At 59.5% G+C, this 19,905-nt stretch carries 17 protein-coding genes; 15 read left to right on the top strand and 2 right to left on the bottom strand.

The window, feature by feature from the left end; all coding sequences use genetic code 11:
- Positions 1-7 precede the first annotated feature (7 nt).
- From citF to citG, 3 genes are read left to right on the top strand one after another with little or no spacing between them, the layout of a single operon-like run.
- Positions 8-1,525, top strand: coding sequence for a citrate lyase subunit alpha (gene citF / locus CYR52_RS04005; RefSeq protein ID WP_101827997.1), 1,518 nt, complete (start codon positions 8-10; stop codon positions 1,523-1,525).
- A complete protein-coding gene (gene citX / locus CYR52_RS04000; protein ID WP_101827996.1) occupies positions 1,522-2,166 on the top strand; it encodes a citrate lyase holo-[acyl-carrier protein] synthase in 645 nt (214 codons plus the stop codon). Before citF ends, citX begins: the two co-directional genes overlap by 4 nt.
- Positions 2,051-2,944, top strand: coding sequence for a triphosphoribosyl-dephospho-CoA synthase CitG (gene citG, locus CYR52_RS03995; protein WP_101827995.1), 894 nt, complete (start codon positions 2,051-2,053; stop codon positions 2,942-2,944). Before citX ends, citG begins: the two co-directional genes overlap by 116 nt.
- A gap of 31 nt (positions 2,945-2,975) precedes the next feature.
- Here citG and CYR52_RS03990 read toward each other — a convergent pair whose 3' ends face one another.
- A complete protein-coding gene (locus CYR52_RS03990; protein WP_072928708.1) occupies positions 2,976-3,851 on the bottom strand; it encodes an SMP-30/gluconolactonase/LRE family protein in 876 nt (291 codons plus the stop codon).
- A 378-nt stretch (positions 3,852-4,229) separates the two neighbouring features.
- Here CYR52_RS03990 and dapB point away from each other — a divergent pair, with 378 nt between their 5' ends.
- The 10 genes from dapB to CYR52_RS03940 all read left to right on the top strand — a co-directional run bounded on the left by dapB (position 4,230) and on the right by CYR52_RS03940 (position 16,825).
- Entirely contained in the window at positions 4,230-5,051 is an 822-nt protein-coding gene (gene dapB / locus CYR52_RS03985; RefSeq protein WP_072928710.1) for a 4-hydroxy-tetrahydrodipicolinate reductase, read from the top strand.
- Positions 5,052-5,517: 466 nt separating this feature from the next.
- Positions 5,518-6,666, top strand: coding sequence for a glutamine-hydrolyzing carbamoyl-phosphate synthase small subunit (gene carA / locus CYR52_RS03980; protein WP_072928712.1), 1,149 nt, complete (start codon positions 5,518-5,520; stop codon positions 6,664-6,666).
- An 18-nt stretch (positions 6,667-6,684) separates the two neighbouring features.
- Positions 6,685-9,915 (top strand): carbamoyl-phosphate synthase large subunit, encoded by a 3,231-nt coding sequence (gene carB / locus CYR52_RS03975; RefSeq protein WP_072928714.1) that lies wholly within the window; start codon positions 6,685-6,687, stop codon positions 9,913-9,915.
- Positions 9,916-10,508: 593 nt separating this feature from the next.
- On the top strand, positions 10,509-11,729 hold the full coding sequence (arcA, locus tag CYR52_RS03970; protein ID WP_101827994.1) for an arginine deiminase: 1,221 nt from the start codon (positions 10,509-10,511) through the stop codon (positions 11,727-11,729).
- 22 nt (positions 11,730-11,751) lie between these two features.
- Positions 11,752-12,711, top strand: a complete 960-nt coding sequence (gene arcC / locus CYR52_RS03965) for a carbamate kinase (RefSeq protein ID WP_101827993.1) — start codon at positions 11,752-11,754, stop codon at positions 12,709-12,711.
- Between the two features lie 9 nt (positions 12,712-12,720).
- Positions 12,721-13,725, top strand: a complete 1,005-nt coding sequence (argF, locus tag CYR52_RS03960; protein WP_101827992.1) for an ornithine carbamoyltransferase — start codon at positions 12,721-12,723, stop codon at positions 13,723-13,725.
- 58 nt (positions 13,726-13,783) lie between these two features.
- On the top strand, positions 13,784-15,187 hold the full coding sequence (locus CYR52_RS03955; protein ID WP_072928733.1) for a YfcC family protein: 1,404 nt from the start codon (positions 13,784-13,786) through the stop codon (positions 15,185-15,187).
- 51 nt (positions 15,188-15,238) lie between these two features.
- A complete protein-coding gene (locus CYR52_RS03950; RefSeq protein ID WP_072928735.1) occupies positions 15,239-15,721 on the top strand; it encodes an arginine repressor in 483 nt (160 codons plus the stop codon).
- Positions 15,722-15,996: 275 nt separating this feature from the next.
- On the top strand, positions 15,997-16,218 hold the full coding sequence (locus tag CYR52_RS03945; protein WP_072928737.1) for a hypothetical protein: 222 nt from the start codon (positions 15,997-15,999) through the stop codon (positions 16,216-16,218).
- Positions 16,219-16,594: 376 nt separating this feature from the next.
- Entirely contained in the window at positions 16,595-16,825 is a 231-nt protein-coding gene (locus tag CYR52_RS03940) for a hypothetical protein (RefSeq protein WP_072928739.1), read from the top strand.
- A 177-nt stretch (positions 16,826-17,002) separates the two neighbouring features.
- Here the strand turns inward: CYR52_RS03940 and CYR52_RS03935 are convergent, their stop codons facing one another.
- The gene (locus CYR52_RS03935; protein WP_072928741.1) at positions 17,003-17,470 is read right to left on the bottom strand and encodes a winged helix-turn-helix transcriptional regulator; all 468 of its coding nucleotides are present in this window, start codon (positions 17,468-17,470) and stop codon (positions 17,003-17,005) included.
- Between the two features lie 175 nt (positions 17,471-17,645).
- Between CYR52_RS03935 and CYR52_RS03930 the strand changes: the two genes are divergently transcribed.
- Positions 17,646-18,815: an MFS transporter gene (locus tag CYR52_RS03930; RefSeq protein ID WP_072929078.1), complete on the top strand. Its 1,170-nt coding sequence runs from the start codon at positions 17,646-17,648 to the stop codon at positions 18,813-18,815.
- Complete coding sequence (locus tag CYR52_RS03925; protein ID WP_072928743.1) at positions 18,812-19,699, top strand: EamA family transporter; 888 nt, start codon at positions 18,812-18,814, stop codon at positions 19,697-19,699. Before CYR52_RS03930 ends, CYR52_RS03925 begins: the two co-directional genes overlap by 4 nt.
- Positions 19,700-19,905: the final 206 nt, after the last annotated feature.

Genomic DNA, 19,905 nt, shown 5'->3' with positions numbered 1-19,905 from the left:
AACAAACATGACAACCCACACCCTACCGGCACCCCGCATACCGGCACATACTGACCTCCCGGCGTTTACCCATGCCGCCGCCCACAGCCCGTGGCTGTCGCAGGAAGATGAAAAACGCCAGCGCAAGCTGTGCGCCTCGCTGGAGCAGGCGATTGTGCGATCCGGCCTGAAAAACGGCATGACGATCTCTTTCCACCATGCGTTCCGCGGCGGCGACAAGGTGGTCAACCTGGTGGTCGGCACGCTGACGCGCATGGGGTTCCGCGATCTGACGCTCGCCTCCAGCTCATTGATCGACGCCCACTGGCCGCTGATCGAACACATCCAACAGGGGGTGATCCGCCAGATCTACACCTCCGGCCTGCGCGGCAAACTGGGCGAGGCGATCTCCCGCGGGCTGATGGACAACCCGGTGCAGATCCACTCCCACGGCGGCCGCGTGCAGCTGATCGACAGCGGCGAACTGGCCATTGATGTGGCGTTCCTCGGTGTGCCCTGTTGTGACGAATTCGGCAACGCCAACGGCTTCAGCGGCAAATCGCGCTGCGGCTCGCTGGGCTATGCGCAGGTGGATGCCGAACGCGCCCGCACGGTGGTGCTGCTCACCGAAGCGTTTGTCAGCTACCCCAACCACCCGGCCAGCATCGCGCAGGATCAGGTGGATCTGATCGTGCAGGTGGAGGAAGTGGGCGATCCGGCGAAGATCAGCGCCGGGGCGATCCGCCTCACCAGTAACCCGCGTGAACTGTTGATCGCCCGGCAGGCCGCCAACGTGATCGAGCATTCCGGCTATTTCAACCACGGCTTTTCATTACAGACCGGCACCGGCGGCGCGGCACTGGCCGTCAGCCGCTTTCTGGAAGAGAAGATGCGCCGCCGCCAGATTACCGCCGGGTTCGCGCTGGGCGGCATTACCGGCACGATGGTGGATCTGCATGAAAAAGGGCTGGTGGAAAAACTGCTCGACACCCAATCCTTTGACGCCGACGCAGCGCAATCCCTGAGCCGCAACCCACACCATATTGAGATCAGCGCCAACCAGTACGCCAGCCCGCGTTCCAAGGGCGCAGCCTGTGAACGGCTGAATGTGGTGATGCTGAGCGCGCTGGAGATCGATCTTAATTTCAACGTCAACGTGATGACCGGCTCCGACGGCGTGCTGCGCGGTGCCTCGGGTGGCCACAGCGACACCGCGGCCGGGGCGGATCTCACCATTATCACTGCGCCGCTGGTGCGCGGCCGCCTGCCGACGGTGGTGGACAAGGTGCTGACCACCGTGACGCCGGGCGAAAGCATCGACGTGCTGGTCACGGACCACGGCATCGCCGTCAATCCGCGCCGCCCGGAGATCCGCGAACGGCTGCACGCGGCGGGCCTGCCGTTGATGACCATTGAGCAATTACATGCGCGGGCGCGGCTGTTGACCGGCGAGCCGAAAGCGATTGAGTTCACTGACCGGGTCGTGGCGGTGGTGCGCTACCGCGACGGTTCAGTGATTGATGTGATCCGTCAGGTCAAACCATGAACCGTCAACACCGGATGCCGCCGCCCCGCGTCGTCACGCTCACGCAGATGCTCGCCGCCCGCGAACGGCGCGCCAGGCGGCAGCAGCAGGCGTTGCAGTGCTTCGGCAATACCCTGATTTGCGGCACGCTGATTGCGCCGGGCGGCATCAAAGACAGCGCGGCGTACCGTCGCCTCAGCCACTACGCGCGCGAGGCGGTCGCCGCGCTCTGCCGCGAAAAACAGTGGCCGGTCTGCTGGCACCAGCGCTGGCTGCACGCCACCGGGCCGGAATTTATGCTGGTGGTGGAGGCGGCCGCAACAGAGGTGAAGGCGGCGCTGATCGCGCTGGAAGAGCGCCACCCGCTCGGGCGGCTGTGGGATCTGGACGTGCTGAACGCTGCCGGGGAGGTGATGTCCCGCACGCAGCTCGGCATTCCGCCGCGGCGCTGCCTGATCTGCCCGGAACCGGCCCACCTCTGCGCCCGTGCGCGCCGCCATGCGCTGTGGCTGATAAAGGAAGAGATTCATCACAGGATGGAACATTATGAGCGAAATAACCTTGCCGCCCCGGACGCCGTTACGGGAACAACTGGTGCAGCAGATGGGGGAGGCGTTGTTGCAGGAGGTAATGCTGACGCCGAAACCGGGGCTGGTGGATAAGCGCAACAACGGCGCACACCGGGACATGAACCTCGGGCTGTTTGTGCGCAGCATTGAGGCACTGCTGAGCCAGATGCCGCGCTTTTACGATCTGGGGTTCAGCACCGCCGCGCTCGCCCCGGTGCAGGTGTTGCCGATGTTGCGGCCGCTGGGGCTGGCCGGTGAGGCGCAGATGTTGCGCACCACCGGCGGGGTGAATACCCACAAAGGCGCGATTTTCGCCTTCGGCCTGTTGCTGGCGGCGGCCGGGCGGCTCACTGCCCTACAGCGGCCGCTGGCGCAGCAGCCGCTGTGTGAAACCGTCAGCCACTTCTGCCGCGGGCTGGTGCAACGGGAGCTGGGCGGCATTACCGCACCGCGCACCGCCGGGGAGCGGCTCTACCAGCAGCACGGCCTGACCGGCGCGCGCGGCGAGGCAGAGAGCGGCTTTCACACCGTGCGCAGTGTGGCGCTGCCCACCTGGCGGCGGATGATGGCGAAAACCGGCCAGAAAGAGCAGGCGCAGTTGCAGGTGTTGCTGCACCTGATGGCCTGGAACGCCGACACCAATCTGGCGGCGCGCGGCGGAATGGCGGGGCTGCACTATGTGCAGCAGCAGGCGCAGGGGCTGTTGTGGCAGGGCGGGGTACAGGCCCCGGACGGCGCGGCGCGGTTATATGCGCTGGATGATGCGCTGATTGACCGGCACCTCAGCCCCGGCGGCAGTGCCGATCTGCTGGCGGTGACGCTGTTTCTGGCCGCGTTCCCGGCCGGTGAGGCGGAATGGGCGGCCTGGTAAGGCCGGCCGCCTGGTCAGGAGTAGGGGGCGATCAGCCCGGCAGAATAAAGCGGTGCTGCGGCATACCGGTTTCGCGGGTTTCCACCTGCAACAGCGCGCCTTCCAGCGGGCCGGGGTTCTCCAGGCCTTTGCGGGCGGAGGTGATAAACAGCGTTTTTCGCTCCGGGCCGCCGAAGGTGCAGCAACTTGGCTGGGTCACCGGCAGCGGGATCGCCTCTTCCGCCAGCAACTCACCCTCATTCAGTTGGTAAGTGAACAGGCAGTGGTGGCCGAAACAGGCGTTAATCAGGCGGCCGCCGGTGGTCAGCGTGGAGCCGTCCGGCGTCAGGTCACCGCTGGAGTAGCAGCTCAGGGTGCGCGGGTTGATGCGCTTACCGTTGCCGGAATAGAAGCGTTTGGCGTGGCTGTCGGCGAACCAGACGCGGTTCTCATGCCATACCAGCGTATTCGGGATGGTGAGGTTATCCATCATCTTTTCCGGTGCGGCGTCCCCGGCGGCAAAGCGATACCAGGCGCCGATCGGTTCGCCTTCGGTCAGATCCATCGTGCCGAACCACAGGGAACCGTCCGGGGCGATGGCTGCCTCATTCGGGCGGGTTTTGCTGGTCTCTTCCGGGTAGTCGCACAGCACGGTAATCTCACCGCTGGCATAGTCATAGGCGGCAATGCCCTGATGGGCGGCCAGCAGGAACACCTCTTCTTTATCCGTGAGCAGTACCGCGCTGGTGACACTCGGTAAATTGCGGATCTCCGTTTCCCGGCGTGACGGCCAGTAGCGCAGCAGCCGCTGGCGGTTGATGTCCACCCACAGCAGTGACTGGCTGCGGTCACACCACACGGGCGTTTCACCCAGCTCGGCCCGGTAATCATTAACCGGGGTTATCTCAGAACGTAGAAAATCGGCCATAACGGTGGTTGTCCTCCCTTTCACAGATGGCTTGCGCCGCGAACAGGCGGCGCACTCTCTTAGCGTAGCCCGGTGCGCCCCGCCGCGCTGGCGGAATCGGATCATTCCGGCCGGAATCGCCCGTGCGGCACGCTGGCTGAAAATGCATGACTATGCGAAGATCATGCATGGACAAAACCGGCAGCGGGGGTGATTAAAAATCACACAAATGTACCGGTTTTTGCCTAATCTTTTAACATCATAGGGATAGATTTTACTGATGTTAACAAGCCTATATCATAAATTTCTTATTATCTGAGAATTTATCTGGCCGTGATGATCGGGCGTGGCTACCCTGAAAAGGATTCACGCGAATCATGAAAACAGAAGAGAGAACTTATGCAGAATGCTGATATCCGCATCGCGATTGCGGGATCGGGCGGCCGGATGGGCCGACAACTGATTCAGGCCGTGCAGCAGGCCGACGGGGTGGTACTGGGTGCCGCGCTGGCACGCCCCGGTTCATCACTGGTGGGCGTGGATGCGGGCGAACTGGCCGGGGTCGGCGCGCTGGGCGTGAAGGTCAGTGACAGCCTGGACGCCGTCATGGACACCTTTGACATCCTGATCGATTTTACCCGCCCGGAGGCCACGCTGGCTTACCTGGAAACCTGCCGCCACCACGGCAAAGGCATGGTGATCGGCACCACCGGCTTTGATGACGCCGGAAAAAGCGCGATTAAACAAGCGGCTGATGACATCGGCATCGTGTTTGCCGCCAACTTCAGCGTCGGCGTCAATGTGGTGCTGAAGCTGCTGGAAAAGACCGCCAAAATCATGGGCGACTATACTGACATCGAAATTCTGGAAGCGCACCACCGCCACAAAGTGGATGCCCCTTCCGGCACTGCGCTGGCAATGGGCGAGGCGATTGCCGACGCGCTGGGCCGTGATCTGAAACAGTGTGCGGTCTACGCACGCGAAGGCCATACCGGCGAACGTGACCCAAAAAGCATCGGTTTTGCCACCGTGCGCGCCGGGGATATCGTCGGTGAGCATACCGCGATGTTTGCAGATATCGGCGAGCGGGTGGAGATTACCCACAAGGCCTCCAGCCGCATGACCTTTGCAAATGGCGCGGTTCGTGCCGCTGCCTGGGTGTCAGGCCATAAAACCGGGCTTTATGACATGCGCGACGTGCTTGGATTGCATGAATTATAGTTTACCCAAACCATCGTGATGTGGTTTTTTAATCATAACTCTTTGATTGACGGGCAATTCCTTGGTTGCCCTTTTTTTATTGTTAAAAAGGTGATGTTCATCATATTTCCATCCTATAAGCTGCATTAATTACCTTTTCCCCCGGTTTACTTCTCTTGTTTATACAGGCTTGGTATAAAAAATAACCATATCTGGCTTTTCCTTGCCGTTTCTTTCTGCTTGCAGAGTCGCAACCGTTTACTGACCCGACTTATCCGGTGCTTTTGCCCGGAATCAGGGGTAATTCCTCTGAATCGAGAGAAAACATAACAAAAAAGGGGCGTTTGGGTAGACAAAGGGGATCGCCCTCATTAGAATGCGCGCAATTTGCCGAAAATTAGCTCTTGCAGCGATTTTTGCATTGATTTAGTGCGTCTGTTCTGAATTAATATGCAAATATTGTGATTGATTATTCCTGGAGGATGCTTTGATTAAGTCAGCGCTGTTGGTTCTGGAAGACGGAACCCAATTCCACGGTCGGGCCATCGGGGCCGAAGGTACGGCAGTGGGGGAAGTGGTCTTCAATACGTCGATGACCGGTTATCAAGAAATCCTCACTGATCCCTCCTATTCCCGCCAGATCGTCACCCTTACTTATCCCCATATCGGCAATGTCGGCACCAACGCCGCCGATGAAGAATCCTCCACTGTTCATGCGCAAGCCCTGGTTATCCGTGACCTCCCGCTGATTGCCAGCAACTACCGTAATGAAGAAACCCTCTCCGATTACCTCAAGCGCCTTAACATCGTCGGCATCGCGGACATTGACACCCGTAAACTGACGCGCTTGCTGCGTGAGAAGGGCGCGCAGAACGGCTGCATCATCGCCGGTGACAACGTTGACGCCGCGCTGGCGCTGGAAAAAGCCAAAGCGTTCCCCGGCCTGAAAGGCATGGATCTGGCGAAAGAGGTTTGCACCCGCGAGAGCTACAGCTGGCAGCAGGGGAGCTGGGCGCTGGAAGGCGGCCTGCCGGAAGCGGCCGACGCGGCAGACCTGCCGTTCCATGTGGTGGCTTATGACTACGGCGTGAAGCGCAACATCCTGCGGATGCTGGTGGATCGCGGCTGCCGCCTGACGGTGGTGCCGGCACAGACCCCGGCCGATGAAGTGCTGGCGATGAACCCGGACGGCGTGTTCCTCTCCAACGGCCCCGGCGACCCGGAACCGTGCGATTACGCCATCGCGGCAATCCAGCGTTTCCTTGAGACCGACGTGCCGGTGTTCGGCATCTGCCTCGGCCACCAGTTGCTGGCGCTGGCCTGCGGCGCGAAAACCCGCAAGATGAAACTCGGCCACCACGGCGGCAACCACCCGGTAAAAGACTGGGACAACAACACGGTGATGATCACCGCGCAGAACCACGGTTTTGCGGTGGATGAAGAGGACTTGCCGCCGACGCTGCGCGTCACGCACTCCTCGCTGTTTGACCACACGGTGCAGGGCATCCACCACACCAGCAAACCGGCCTTCAGCTTCCAGGGCCACCCGGAAGCCAGCCCCGGCCCGCACGATGCTGCACCGCTGTTCGACCACTTTATCGACTTGATCAAGACTTACCGTTCCACCGCCAAATAATCAGGAGCCATAACAGCCATGCCAAAACGTACTGACATAAAAAGCATCCTGATCCTCGGCGCCGGCCCGATTGTTATCGGCCAGGCATGTGAGTTTGACTACTCCGGCGCGCAGGCGTGTAAGGCGCTGCGTGAAGAGGGTTACCGCGTTATCCTGGTGAACTCTAACCCGGCCACCATCATGACCGACCCGGACATGGCCGATGCCACCTATATCGAGCCGATCCACTGGGAAGTGGTGCGCAAAATCATCGAAAAAGAGCGCCCGGATGCCGTGCTGCCGACCATGGGCGGCCAGACGGCGCTGAACTGTGCACTGGAGCTGGAGCGCCAGGGCGTGCTGGAAGAGTTCGGCGTCACCATGATTGGTGCCACCGCGGACGCCATCGACAAGGCGGAAGACCGCCGCCGCTTTGACCAGGCGATGAAGAAAATCGGCCTGGATACCGCCCGTTCCGGCATCGCGCATAACATGGAAGAGGCGCTGGCCGTGGCGGCTGACGTCGGGTTCCCGTGCATCATCCGCCCGTCATTCACGATGGGCGGCACCGGCGGCGGCATCGCTTATAACCGCGAAGAGTTTGAAGAGATCTGCGAACGCGGCCTCGACCTCTCCCCTACCAAAGAGCTGCTGATTGATGAGTCGCTGATTGGCTGGAAAGAGTATGAGATGGAGGTGGTGCGCGACAAAAATGACAACTGCATCATCGTCTGCTCAATCGAAAACTTCGATGCGATGGGCATCCACACCGGTGACTCCATCACCGTGGCCCCGGCGCAAACACTGACCGACAAAGAGTACCAAATCATGCGTAACGCCTCGATGGCGGTACTGCGTGAAATCGGCGTGGAAACCGGCGGCTCCAACGTCCAGTTCTCGGTGAACCCGAAAAACGGCCGCCTGATTGTCATCGAGATGAACCCGCGTGTGTCGCGCTCCTCGGCGCTGGCCTCCAAAGCCACCGGCTTCCCGATCGCCAAGGTCGCGGCCAAACTGGCCGTAGGCTACACGCTGGACGAGCTGATGAACGACATCACCGGCGGGCGCACCCCGGCCTCGTTCGAGCCGTCGATTGACTACGTTGTCACCAAAATCCCGCGCTTCAACTTTGAGAAGTTCGCCGGGGCCAACGACCGCCTGACCACCCAGATGAAATCGGTGGGTGAAGTGATGGCTATCGGCCGCACCCAGCAGGAGTCGCTGCAAAAAGCGCTGCGCGGGCTGGAAGTCGGCAAAACCGGCTTTGATCCGATGGTCAGCCTGGACGATCCGGAAGCCCTGACCAAGATCCGCCGCGAGCTGAAAGATGCCGGTGCGGATCGCATCTGGTACATCGCGGACGCCTTCCGCGCCGGGATGTCCGTTGACGGCGTCTTCAACCTCACCAACATTGACCGCTGGTTCCTGGTGCAGATTGAGGAGCTGGTACGTCTGGAAGAGAAAGTGGAAGAGGGCGGCGCCAGCGTGCTGACCGCAGACTTCCTGCGTGACCTGAAACGCAAGGGCTTTGCCGATGCGCGCCTGGCGAAACTGGCCGGTGTCTCTGAGGGCGAAATCCGTAAACTGCGCCACAAATATAACCTGCACCCGGTCTACAAACGCGTGGATACCTGTGCGGCGGAGTTCTCCACCGACACCGCCTACATGTACTCTACCTATGAGGAAGAGTGCGAATCCAACCCGACCAATGACCGCCCGAAAGTGATGGTGCTGGGCGGCGGGCCGAACCGTATCGGCCAGGGCATCGAGTTCGACTACTGCTGCGTGCATGCTTCACTGGCGCTGCGGGAAGATGGCTATGAAACCATCATGGTCAACTGCAACCCGGAAACCGTCTCCACCGACTACGACACCTCTGACCGCCTCTACTTCGAGCCGGTAACGCTGGAAGATGTGCTGGAAATTGTGCGCATCGAGCAGCCGAAAGGCGTGATCGTGCAGTACGGCGGCCAGACCCCGCTGAAACTGGCGCGTGAGCTGGAAGCCGCCGGTGTGCCGGTTATCGGCACCAGCCCGGACGCGATTGACCGCGCAGAAGACCGCGAGCGCTTCCAGCAGGCGGTCAACCGCCTCGGCCTGAAGCAACCGGCCAACGCCACCGTGACCACCATTGAACAGGCGGTCGAAAAAGCTGCCGGGCTGGGCTACCCGCTGGTGGTGCGCCCCTCCTACGTGCTGGGCGGCCGGGCGATGGAAATCGTCTACGACGAAACCGACCTCAAACGCTATTTCCAGAATGCGGTGTCAGTCTCCAACGACGCGCCGGTGCTGCTTGACCGCTTCCTGGATGACGCGGTGGAAGTGGACGTCGACGCGATTTGCGACGGCGAGCGGGTGCTGATTGGCGGCATCATGGAGCATATCGAACAGGCCGGCGTGCACTCCGGTGACTCCGCGTGTTCCCTGCCGGCTTACACCCTGAGCAAAGAGATTCAGGATGTGATGCGCCAGCAGGTCGAGAAGCTGGCGTTCGAACTCTGCGTGCGCGGCCTGATGAACGTGCAGTTCGCGGTGAAAGACAACGAAGTCTACCTGATTGAGGTGAACCCGCGTGCGGCGCGTACGGTGCCGTTCGTCTCCAAAGCCACCGGTGTGCCGCTGGCGAAAGTGGCGGCGCGGGTGATGGCCGGGAAATCCCTGGCGGAGCAGGGCGTGACGGAAGAAGTCATCCCGCCGTACTACTCCGTGAAGGAAGTGGTGCTGCCGTTCAACAAGTTCCCCGGCGTTGACCCAATCCTCGGGCCGGAAATGCGTTCGACCGGTGAAGTGATGGGCGTCGGCCGTACCTTCGCAGAAGCGTTCGGCAAAGCGATGCTCGGCAGCCAGTCCGGCATGAACATCAAGAAAAGCGGCCGTGCGCTGCTGTCAGTGCGCGAGGGTGACAAATCCCGCGTGGTGGACCTGGCCGCCAAGCTGCTGAAACGCGGCTTCGAGCTGGACGCCACCCACGGCACCGCGGTGGTGCTGGGCGAATCGGGCATCAACCCGCGCCTGGTCAACAAGGTGCATGAAGGCCGTCCGCATATTCAGGATCGCATCAAGAATGGCGAGTACACCTATATCGTGAACACCACGGCCGGGCGTCAGGCGATTGAGGACTCCAAGCTGATTCGCCGCAGCGCCCTGCAATATAAGGTGCACTACGACACCACGCTGAACGGCGGCTTCGCCACCGCGATGGCGCTGAGCACTGACCCGACAGAGCAGGTTATCTCCGTACAAGAGATGCATGCGCTGATTAACGGCTGATTTTCCCGGCCGCAGTGAAAAACCCCACTGCAACGTGGGGTTTTTTTATGCCCGAATGGCCGGTGCATAATTATTTCGGCACACCGTGCACATTATTCTTTTTCTCCTGCCTGTTGTGGTGTCTGCGGTGAATATGCCTGCTTTTATTTTCGTTTAAAATAAACGCGTCATAAAAAAAGAAGCGGCCACGTCACAGTGACGGTTTTTACCGGGTGCGCGGGTCTTCGCATACTTATTTCATAAACGGCGATAATCTTCAGTGTGATGTGAGTAATTATGCTTGTTGATAAGCCATCTGTAATAACCAGTTGAATAAAAACATATTATATTATTGGGTGTCGGGTAAATAATTCAGCCGGAAATAACTATTCACGCCTGCCGATAATTACGCAAAAGCCGCCTGGAAAATCCGTGCGTTACAATGCGTTTAATCAAACTTATTTCAATAAATAGGCGTTGGGCTGCCTCCCGTGAGGCTTATCACATAAATAATCACGTTCGCCGATATTATCCCTCCTGCCAAATCCCCTGAGGAAATAGCACCGGTGCCGGTGATTCACCGGCAGGATGTATTTTGAGAAACAGGATGGAATATGGAAAAACATTATGTGGGATCTGAAATCGGCCGGTTGCGAACCGTCTTGTTGCACCGGCCCAATTTAAGCCTGAAACGCCTGACGCCCTCTAATTGTCAGTCACTGCTGTTTGATGATGTGCTGTCGGTAGAGCGGGCCGGGGAGGAACACGACCGGTTTGCGGGCACCCTGAAAGAGCAGGGGGTGGACGTGCTGTTGCTGACCGATTTGCTCAGTGAAACCCTCCAGGTGCCGGAGGCCAAAGCCTGGCTGCTGGCGGCGCAGGTTTCTGATTTCCGGCTCGGCCCGGCGCTGGCGGCGGAGGTACGCGGCTGGCTGGGCGACCAGCCACACCGGCAACTGGCGCGCTTGATGAGCGGCGGGCTGACTTATGGCGAACTTCCCGGCGTATTCAGCCAGGAGATCCTGGGCCACCCCCAGCCTGATGATTTTATTATGGCACCGCTGCCCAATCACCTGTTTACCCGCGATACCTCCTGCTGGATATACCACGGTGTGTCGATTAACCCGATGGCGAAAGTCGCCCGCCAGCGGGAAACCCATAACTTACGCGCCATCTATCGCTGGCACCCGCGCTTTGCCGACGGGGAGTTCATCAAATATTTCGGTGACGATGACCTGAATTATGACCACGCGACGCTGGAGGGCGGCGATGTGCTGGTGCTCGGGCAGGGCACGGTGCTGATCGGCCTGTCGGAACGTACCACGCCGCAAGGGGTGGAGTTTTTGGCGCGGGCGCTGTTCAAACACCGGCAGGCCAGCCGGGTGATCGTGCTGGAGCTGCCGAAACACCGCGCCTGTATGCATCTGGACACGGTGATGACCCACATCGACATCGACGCGTTTTCCATCTACCCGGAGGTGATCCGCCGGGAGATGCCCTGTTGGACGCTGACGGATGACGGCCACGGTGGCCTGAAATACGGTGAAGCGCCGCATTTTATCCACGCCATTGAACAGGCGCTGCGGCTCGATCAGATCCGCCTGATCACGACCGGCGGTGACAGCTTCGAGGCGGAGCGCGAGCAGTGGAACGATGCCAACAACGTGCTGACCTTACGCCCCGGCGTGGTGGTGGGCTACGCGCGCAACAGCTGGACCAACGAAAAATATGACAAAGCGGGCATCACCGTACTGCCGATCCCCGGCGACGAACTGGGCCGCGGGCGCGGCGGCGCACGCTGCATGAGCTGCCCACTGGAACGCGACGCGCTCTGACCCCTACACAAGGAACACAGGCATGACAAAACCAACGCTGGTGATCGCGCTGGGCGGGAACGCCTTGCTCAAGCGCGGCGAGCCGCTGGAGGCGGCAGTCCAGAAACAGAATGTGGAACAGGCGGCGGCGATCGTGGCGGCGCTGGCCCAGACATGGCGGGTGGTGCTGGTGCACGGCAACGGGCCGCAGGTCGGCTTGCTGGCGTTGCAGAACAGCGCCTATACCGCCGTCGCGCCCTATCCGCTGGACATCCTTGGGGCGGAAAGCCAGGGGATGATCGGCTACCTGCTGCAACAGGCGCTGAAAAACCGCCTGCCGTCACAGGAGGTGAGCGTGCTGCTGACGCAGGTCGAGGTCGCAGCGGACGATCCGGCCTTCCGGTCGCCGACCAAATATATCGGGCCGGTTTACAGCGCGTTGCAGGCGGCGGCGCTCAGCCGCGAAAAAGGCTGGGCGATGCGCGCCGATGGCGTGCATTTCCGCCGGGTGGTGCCGTCGCCGCATCCGCGGCGGATTGTCGAGCAACACGCCATCACCGCGCTGCTGGCGCAACAGCATCTGGTGATTTGCGGCGGCGGCGGCGGGGTGCCGGTGGTGTGTGACGGCGAACTGCGCCACGGGGTCGAGGCGGTGATTGATAAAGATCTCTGTGCCGCGCTGCTGGCAGAGCAGATCCACGCCGATGCCCTGCTGATCCTCACCGATGCCGACGCGGTATACCTCGGCTGGGGCACGCCCCATCAGCAACCGCTGGCGCGCCTCACCCCGGCTGAGCTGGCCGGTATGGCATTTGACGCCGGATCGATGGGGCCGAAAGTTGAGGCGGCCTGCCGGTTTGTGTCGGCCGGGGGCAGGGTGGCGGGCATCGGCGCGTTACAGCACGGCACCACCATTCTGACCGGCCAACACGGCACGCTGATTCAGGCTGGCCGCAACGGGAACCACGCTGATCACAACGGCCCGGACAATACGGCTTATTAAGGAGAGATGATGAAAACTTCGTTTCAACAACGCCATTTTCTGACGTTACTGGATTTCACCCCAGAGGAGATCGCCTACCTGCTGGCGCTGGCGGTGCAGCTCAAACATGACAAGCAACAGCGCACCGAACAGCCGAAACTGAAGGGGAAAAATATTGCCCTGATCTTTGAGAAAACCTCAACCCGCACCCGCTGTGCGTTTGAGGTGGCAGCCTTTGACCAGGGTGCGCAGGTCACCTACCTCGGCCCCGGCGGCTCGCAGATCGGCCACAAAGAGTCGATGAAAGATACCGCCCGCGTGCTGGGGCGGCTGTATCACGGCATCGAATACCGGGGGTTTGCCCAGGCGACGATCGAGGAGCTGGCCGCGTGCGCCGGGGTGCCGGTCTGGAACGGGCTGACGGACGACTTCCACCCGACGCAGATCCTCGCTGACCTGATGACCATGCAGGAGCACTGCCCGCATAAAACCCTCAACCAGATGGCGTTCGCTTACCTCGGCGATGCGCGTAACAACATGGGCAACTCGCTGATGGTGGGCGCGGCCAAAATGGGCATGGATATCCGGCTGGTGGCGCCTCAAGCGTTCTGGCCGGAGGCCGCGCTGGTGGCCCGGTGCCGTGACATCGCTGCCGCCACCGGCGCACGTATCACCCTCACCGACGACGTGGCGGCGGGGGTGGCCGGGGTCGATTTCCTCTATACCGATGTCTGGGTGTCGATGGGCGAACCGCAATCCGCCTGGGCAGAGCGGGTCAGCGTAATGCGGCCCTACCAGGTGAACCGGGCGGTGCTGGCGGCCACCGGCAACCCGGCAGTGAAATTCATGCACTGCCTGCCCGCTTTCCACAATGCGGACACCCACGTCGGGCGGGAGATTGAGCAAGCCTACGGGCTACAGGGGCTGGAAGTCACGGAAGAGGTGTTCGAGTCCGCGCAGTCCATTGTGTTTGATGAGGCGGAAAACCGGATGCACACCATCAAAGCCGTTATGGTCGCCACGCTGGCGGACTGAGCAACCTCTCAGCGCGCCGGTGCGCCGGTGCGCTGTACCCGATACGAGCAGAAAACCTATGAAAAAATTCACCTTTCCTTCTGCCTACACCATTCTGTTTTTCCTGATTGCGCTTATCGCCGTGATGACCTGGGTCATCCCGGCGGGCCACTACAACATGGTGATGAATGCCGATCTGGGCAAAGAGGTGCCGGTCGCCGGCACCTACCAGCCCGCCGCGCCGCAGCCGCAAGGGGCAGTTGATGTGCTGCTGGCGCCAATCGACGGCCTCTACAACCACAAAACCAATGAAGCCGGGGCGATTGATGTCTCGCTGTTCGTGTTGATCATCGGTGGCTTTCTTGGCGTGGTGGGTAAAACCGGCGCGATAGATGCCGGTATTGAGCGCGTGATGGTGCGGCTTAGCGGCAAAGAAGTCTGGATGATCCCGATCCTGATGGCGCTGTTCGCCGCCGGCGGCACCATTTACGGCATGGCGGAGGAGTCGCTGCCGTTCTACACCCTGCTGGTGCCGGTGATGGTGGCCGCCCGCTTTGATCCGGTGGTGGCCGCCGCAACCGTGCTGCTCGGTGCCGGGATCGGCACGCTGGGATCGACCATCAACCCCTTTGCCACTGTGATCGCCGCCAACGCGGCGGGTGTGCCCTTCACCACCGGCATCGGCTTACGCCTGCTGGTGCTGGTGGCGGGCTGGCTGGTGTGTGTGGCGTATGTGATGCGTTACGCCTGCCGGGTGCGGCGCGATCCTGCCTGTTCGCTGCTGGCGGACAAATGGGAGGAGAACCGTGCCCATTTTCTCGGCCAGCGGCGCGAAGAGGCGCTGGCATTTACTCCGGTGCGGAAAATCGTGCTGGTGATTTTCGCGCTCGCTTTCGCGGTAATGATCTACGGGGTGGCGGTGCGCGGCTGGTGGATGGCGGAGATCTCAGCGCTGTTTCTGGCGGCGGCGATCCTTACCGGGCTGGTGGCGCGCATGGGGGAAGAGGTGCTGACCAGTACCTTCGTCAACGGCGCGCGTGACCTGCTGGGCGTGGCGCTGATCATCGGCATCGCACGCGGCATTGTGGTGGTGATGGATAACGGCATGATCACCCACACCATCCTGAATTATGCCGAAGGGCTGGTCAGTGGCCTCTCCACGGCGGTGTTTATCAACGTGACTTTCTGGCTGGAGGCGGTGCTGTCGTTTCTGGTGCCGTCTTCCTCTGGGCTAGCCGTGCTGACGATGCCGATTATGGCGCCGCTGGCGGATTTCGCCCAGGTGCCGCGTGATCTGGTGGTCACCGCGTACCAGTCGGCATCCGGTCTGGTTAACCTGATCACCCCCACCTCGGCGGTAGTGATGGGCGGGCTGGCGATCGCCAGGGTGCCCTATGCGCGCTGGCTGAAGTGGGTCGCACCGCTGCTGGGCATACTGTTTGTGATGCTTACCCTGATCCTCAGCCTCGGGGCACTGTTCTGATGTGCAAAAACAGGTAACAAGGTGCCTTCTTTTTCCGGATGGACAACTATCATGGTGAATAAGTCACAAACCACGCTCGACAAGGAACAGAAACAACTGGCGCTCTGCCGGACGCTTATCGCCGGCCACGCCTACCGCTCGCAGGAAGCGCTGCGCCGTGACCTGAAGCGGCACGGCTACCGGCAGGTCAGCCAGTCTACGGTGTCGCGGTTGCTCAGCCTGTTAGGGGTGATCAAAACCCGCAACGCCAGGGGGCATAAAATCTATATCCTGACCCCAAAACCCCAGGCGCTGCCGCATGCTGCCTGCCGCCTGGCGGAGATGGTGCTGAGCATTGAGGCCAACCACGAATTCATTCTGGTGCAGACGGTGGCCGGGTATGGCCGGGCGGTAGGCAGGGTGATTGATCATTGTGCCTTACCTGAGGTACTCGGTGTGGTGGCCGGCAGCAGCATGGTGTGGGTCGCCCCGCGTAACAGCCAGGCCATCGCGCAGACCTGCCGGCAACTCTGCCGCCTGCTGGGGAACCTGTAATTTTCGCGTATGACTATAACGGCCGCAGTGCCGTTATAGCGATCGTCCTCCCTGTTTCTCCCTGCACCTGATAAACAACCAAAGCCGGATAGGCGGTTATCGATTTATCACACTTACGTGAAAAAGATTTAATAAATAATAAAGTAATCATTTAATCTGTTTGAATTTACAGCGCTATTTTTGGGGTGTTAACCTGCCGGTCGCACTATTATTTCGGCGACGTGAGGGACACGTTGCCGGGCAGTAAAAACAGATGTTAATTAAAAGGAGTTTTTATGGAAAAGTTATCAGTAAATAATGTTGCTGCGGTAACCGGCGGCAAAAACTGCAGCACAGACTATACTTGGAGCCTGAATTCATCCAACGGTACCTGGACGTGCCTGGGCTATAACTACTGCACCGATAAGCACGGCAACCGGAAAGATGTAAAATATCACAACGGCACGTATCCCTCTAACTACTGCGGGCCTAAGCCGGTAAAACCCCCTTATCAATGAGTGCGTTAAGCCACGCGGGTAGTTAATTAACATTACAAGGCGTGGCTGATTACGCTACCGGGCGGGCCGTCAAAAACCTGGCCGGTATTGCTCCCCCCACCCCGGTATACAAGCCGGGGTTTTTATTGATGAACACTGATTTGTCATGTTCCCTCCTATTTTTTTGCTTATTAAACGCTTTTATCAATAACTCACTTCACATTAACCGCACTAACGTTAAAAACCTTTAATTTATTCAGGGTGAAATAATGATTTAATTCGTTTGAATTTACAGTGCACTTTTCTCAATGCTACGCTTCCGGCCGATAATTTAACTCAGCACTCTGCTGAATAATGTTTTGGCATAAAGACTATTTTTAACAAAAGGACTTTTTTCATGGAAAAATTAGCGTTGGATAATGTTGACGTTATCGTCGGCGGCAAAGATTGCGGCGTCAATTATGACTGGAGTAACTCAGGGAATACCTGGTATTGCGAAGGTTATAAATACTGCAGAAATAAACACGGTAAACTTTCCGAGGTGGAATATCTGCCGGGGACGTTCCCGTCTTCTTACTGCGGTCCGAAGCCGGTAAAACCGCCTTACCAGGGCGGCCTGCGGAAGTAACGTTGGGTTTAACAGGCGTTTATCATTAACCCCGGCAATCGCCGGGGTTTTTTTATCCTGCTGTACCCGCCTGGTTATTCCCTCTTTCAGCGGATATGAACGGCTTTTAACGCGCCTGTGTTTTTTAATACGCCGGTTTTTCCGCTATGTGTTTATATGCTGTGGGCGCATCGGCCTTTATTTATCCGGGTAAGGTTTTGATATCACCCGCCGGCGGTGGCAGTCACCCGGCTCCAGTTTATGCCCGTGGAGGGAACGCACTTCCAGCGGCTGGACGGGCTGCCCGTAGGCGTTATCCAGCAGCACTGAGTGTGTCTCGCCCTGGTCAAACAGATAGCGCTCCCCCCATTGCCGTATGGCCACCACAATCGGGAAGACGGAACGGCCCTTCTCGGTCAGGACATATTCGCTGTACGCGCTGCCATCTGACGCGGGGCAGATCTCAAATACGCCGATATCCACCAAGAGTTTCAGGCGGGAAGCCAGAATATTTCTCGCCAGGCCCAGATTCTTTTGAAACTCACTGAATCTGCGCACATCGTCAAACGCCTCACGGATGATCATCAGGCACCAGCGTTCACCAATAGATTCCAACGTCCTGGCGACGGGACACTCGCTGGTTCTGAGCGATTCCTGTTTTGCCATCTGGGTTTTCTCTCCGTTTGCCTGTTTATTGACGCCAGCATAATCCTCAGCAAAAGAAGTTGCAAAAAAAAACCACTACGGGTAATTCTATGGGATATGTAGTTTCAAAAAAAAACCAGATAAGGGCGTGATGATGGACGGGAAAACAGGTACGAACGCGGAGGTTGTGGAACAGATGGCGTCGGCAGAGGCCCCGGTGCTGACCCCGCAGATAACCTTTTTGTTCTCACTCACCAGTGCCCTGGCGGTGGCCAATGTCTATTCGGCTCAGCCTTTACTGGAATCAATGTCAGCCAGCCTGAAGGTGGTGCCCGGCACGATAGGCAGCGTCATCACTGCCACCCAGGCGGGGTATGCCGCCGGGTTGCTCTTTCTGGTGCCGCTTGGTGATCGGGTAAACCGAAAAGCCCTGGTTATCACGCATCTGTTACTTTCCGTGCTGGCGCTGGCAGCGGCGGGGTTATCACAAAATCTGGCAACCCTGTTATGTGCGATGTTGTTTACCGGCCTGATGGCGGTGGTGGTGCAACTCATGGTGGCCTGGGCGGCGGTACTGGCGGCTCCCAGGAGGCGCGGGCAGGTTGTCGGCACGGTGACCAGCGGCATTGTGCTGGGCATTCTGCTGGCACGCGTTATCTCCGGAACGATTGCCGATCTCGCCGGCTGGCGGGCTGTTTACCTGACGGCAGCCGGCCTGATGTTGCTCGTCGCCTGTTTACTGGGCAAAGCAATGCCGTCCACCCCGCCCCGGAGGCCAGCGCCCGGTTATATTTCCCTGCTGCTGTCGGTTTTCCGGCTGTTTTTCACGGAGCCGCAGTTGAGGAAGCGGGGGCTTTTGGCACTGCTTATCTTTGCGGCTTTCAGCATGCTGTGGACGTCAATGGTCATGCCGCTCACCGCCATGTCATTGTCACATACGCAGATAGGCCTGTTTGGCCTGGCGGGCATGGCCGGTGCGCTGGCGGCGTCAAAAGCGGGGGCATGGGCAGATGGGGGCAGGGGGCAGCGGGCTACCGGCACAGCACTGGTTGTGCTGACTCTCTCATGGCTGCCCATCGCCTATGCTGAAACGTCTTTGCTGTGGCTCGTCATCGGCGTTATCACGCTGGACTTCGCGGTGCAGACCATCCATGTGACTAACCAGAGCATCCTTCTGGCTGCCAGGCCGGACGCGGCGAGCCGTCTGGTCGGTGCCTACATGTGCTTTTACTCCGTGGGCAGCGCACTGGGTGCCATTGCCGCCACAGCGCTTTATGCGCGCTGGGGGTGGCAGCCCGTCTGCTTCGCGGGTGCCTCTGTGAGTGCCTGTGCTTTGCTCTTCTGGGCAGGATCACGTCAATCATGAAATTATATCATTTGCTGCTCGCCATGCTGATCACGGCCATCTGGGGCATTAACTTTTCCGTGATTAAGCTGGGGCTGAGTTCGGTGGAGCCCTTCACGCTGGCAGGCATACGCTTCATGCTATGCGCGTTACCGGCCCTGTTTTTTATTAAAAAACCAGATGTCCCGTGGCGTTACCTCATCAGCTATGGTCTGGTGTTTGGCATTGGCCTGTGGGGGCTGGTCAATCTGGGGATCAGAACCGGGCTTTCAGCCGGCATTGCGTCACTTTTGCTGCAATTCAGCGCCTTTTTTACCCTTTTGCTGGGGTGTCTGGTGTTTAAAGAGAGCCTCAGCCGTTATCAACTCGCCGGGTTCATCATGGCCTGCGGGGGATTACTGAGCATTGTTTTCATCACTGATGGTTCCGTGACGTTCTCCGGGATGCTGTTGGTGCTGGCGGGCGCCATCGCCTGGAGTATCGCCAACATCATCAACAAGAAGATGGGCACAAAGCAGGTATTCGCCTTTCTGGTCTGGTCGAGCGCCTTTGCGCCGGTGCCCCTTTTTCTGCTGGGCTGGCTGGTTAACGGCACCCGCGGCTATCTATCGCTGGTCAGCCACATGGACGCGCGCGCCATGTTGTCAGTGCTGTTTCAGGTCTATCCCAATACCCTGTTTGGCTACTGGGTATGGAATTCCCTGCTGAAGCAATACCCGGTGTCTACCGTGGCCCCCCTGTCGTTGCTGGTGCCGGTGTTTGGGATGCTGGGTTCAATGGCGATATTTGGGGAAACTATCACACCGGTGAAAATCCTCGCCCTGCTGCTGATTATTTCGGGGCTGGTTGTCGGGTTGTATGGTCAGCGGCTGACGCGTTTTTTGGCAGCATCGCGCGCCGGGTAGCCTGACGTCCGTTAAGCGCTCAGCGTGGTGTTTCTTTATGAACCCACCGCACCAGGCGGTGGCGCACGCCGCCTGGTGCCCGTGTTTCTCTTTTTTCCCATTTCTCACACCGGGTTAACCCCGTAGAATGCCTGTTTCCGAAAGGCGGCGGTAACGGGGCCTGTTCCCGTGACCACGACCTGAAGCACACGCTTTGCAGTGAGATC

Origin of the sequence: Chimaeribacter arupi (assembly GCF_002858805.1) — a bacterium.
Classification (GTDB): Bacteria; Pseudomonadota; Gammaproteobacteria; order Enterobacterales; family Enterobacteriaceae; genus Chimaeribacter; species Chimaeribacter arupi.
Note: the sequence above shows the minus strand (reverse complement) of the source record. Positions and strands in the feature narration are given on the sequence as shown.

What these genes read in the sequence shown, in the direction of transcription:
- citF (WP_101827997.1), top strand. Translation starts at nt 8, where the DNA reads ATGACAACCCACACCCTACCGGCACCCCGCATACCGGCACATACTGAC.
- citX (WP_101827996.1), top strand. Translation starts at nt 1,522, where the DNA reads ATGAACCGTCAACACCGGATGCCGCCGCCCCGCGTCGTCACGCTCACG.
- citG (WP_101827995.1), top strand. Translation starts at nt 2,051, where the DNA reads ATGAGCGAAATAACCTTGCCGCCCCGGACGCCGTTACGGGAACAACTG.
- CYR52_RS03990 (WP_072928708.1), bottom strand. Translation starts at nt 3,851, where the DNA reads ATGGCCGATTTTCTACGTTCTGAGATAACCCCGGTTAATGATTACCGG.
- dapB (WP_072928710.1), top strand. Translation starts at nt 4,230, where the DNA reads ATGCAGAATGCTGATATCCGCATCGCGATTGCGGGATCGGGCGGCCGG.
- carB (WP_072928714.1), top strand. Translation starts at nt 6,685, where the DNA reads ATGCCAAAACGTACTGACATAAAAAGCATCCTGATCCTCGGCGCCGGC.
- arcA (WP_101827994.1), top strand. Translation starts at nt 10,509, where the DNA reads ATGGAAAAACATTATGTGGGATCTGAAATCGGCCGGTTGCGAACCGTC.
- arcC (WP_101827993.1), top strand. Translation starts at nt 11,752, where the DNA reads ATGACAAAACCAACGCTGGTGATCGCGCTGGGCGGGAACGCCTTGCTC.
- argF (WP_101827992.1), top strand. Translation starts at nt 12,721, where the DNA reads ATGAAAACTTCGTTTCAACAACGCCATTTTCTGACGTTACTGGATTTC.
- CYR52_RS03955 (WP_072928733.1), top strand. Translation starts at nt 13,784, where the DNA reads ATGAAAAAATTCACCTTTCCTTCTGCCTACACCATTCTGTTTTTCCTG.
- CYR52_RS03950 (WP_072928735.1), top strand. Translation starts at nt 15,239, where the DNA reads ATGGTGAATAAGTCACAAACCACGCTCGACAAGGAACAGAAACAACTG.
- CYR52_RS03945 (WP_072928737.1), top strand. Translation starts at nt 15,997, where the DNA reads ATGGAAAAGTTATCAGTAAATAATGTTGCTGCGGTAACCGGCGGCAAA.
- CYR52_RS03940 (WP_072928739.1), top strand. Translation starts at nt 16,595, where the DNA reads ATGGAAAAATTAGCGTTGGATAATGTTGACGTTATCGTCGGCGGCAAA.
- CYR52_RS03935 (WP_072928741.1), bottom strand. Translation starts at nt 17,470, where the DNA reads ATGGCAAAACAGGAATCGCTCAGAACCAGCGAGTGTCCCGTCGCCAGG.
- CYR52_RS03930 (WP_072929078.1), top strand. Translation starts at nt 17,646, where the DNA reads ATGGCGTCGGCAGAGGCCCCGGTGCTGACCCCGCAGATAACCTTTTTG.
- CYR52_RS03925 (WP_072928743.1), top strand. Translation starts at nt 18,812, where the DNA reads ATGAAATTATATCATTTGCTGCTCGCCATGCTGATCACGGCCATCTGG.